Here is a 1,063-nt window from a genome sequence, read left to right on the forward strand (position 1 = left end):
CCCCGCACGGTCGCGATGTAGCGGGGGTTGGCGGCGTCGTCGCCGAGCTTCTTGCGGAGCCAGGAGATGTGCATGTCGAGGGTCTTGGTCGACGACCACCAGGTGGTGTCCCAGACCTCGCGCATCAGCTGGTCGCGGGTGACGACCCGGCCGGCGTCGCGGACCAGGACCCGCAGCAGGTCGAACTCCTTGGCGGTGAGCTGGAGTTCCTCCTCGCCCATCCAGGCACGGTGCGACTCGACGTCGATCCGGACGCCGTGCGTGGCGGGCTGCGGCGCGGGCTCGGAGGCACCGCGGCGGAGCAGGGCCCGGACGCGGGCGAGCAGTTCGGCGAGGCGGAAGGGCTTGGTGACGTAGTCGTCGGCGCCGGCGTCGAGACCGACGACGGTGTCGACCTCGTCGGCCCGGGCGGTCAGCACCAGGATCGGCACGGCGTGGCCCTCGGCGCGGAGCCTGCGGGCCACTTCGAGGCCGTCCAACCCCGGCCGCCCCAGGTCCAGTACGACCAGGTCGATTCCACCCTGGAGACCGGCGTCGAGCGCGGTCGGACCGTCTTCGCGGACCTCGACCTCGTAGCCCTCCCGCCGGAGGGCGCGGGCCAGTGGCTCCGAGATGGATGCGTCGTCCTCGGCGAGCAGTACACGGGTCATGGACTGATGGTAGTCCGCGCGGGGCCGCTGCCGGGAGGTGATCCAGAAGCCCTGCGGGTCTGCGCGACCGCCCAACAAACACCTTCGAATGTGCGAGTACGGTTCCCTCCTGGCCTGTGATCCATCTCTCAAGTCCTTTCATATCGGGCGCTGTCGTGCCGTATGGTGGCTTGACGCCTGTTGCACGACTCAAGGACCCTTGGGCAGCTTTTAGCGCCGAGGGTCCCTTTTGTTGGCCGGCTGGTACCCGCCAGTCGTGGGCTTCAGTGAATGACCTGTGGCCGGGCCCGGAACGCGAGGATGCGTGCCGGGCGTGGATCCCGGCGCGGTCGGTCCCCGTCCCTTCCGTCCGGTCCCCCGTGGATCCGGCGGACGGGCCGGCAACCCCTCCCGGGCGTGGGGGGCGGGACCGC

Annotated in this window: 1 protein-coding gene; it reads right to left on the reverse strand. The window is 70.6% G+C overall.

Annotation, left to right across the window (positions count from 1 at the left end; genetic code table 11):
• Positions 1-650: response regulator transcription factor (locus ACFWGZ_RS41285; RefSeq protein ID WP_382457025.1), on the reverse strand; the 650-nt coding region annotated here is incomplete at its 3' end.
• Positions 651-1,063: the final 413 nt, after the last annotated feature.

The organism is Lentzea sp. NPDC060358 (assembly GCF_042725365.1).
In the GTDB taxonomy this organism is placed as follows: domain Bacteria; phylum Actinomycetota; class Actinomycetes; order Mycobacteriales; family Pseudonocardiaceae; genus Lentzea.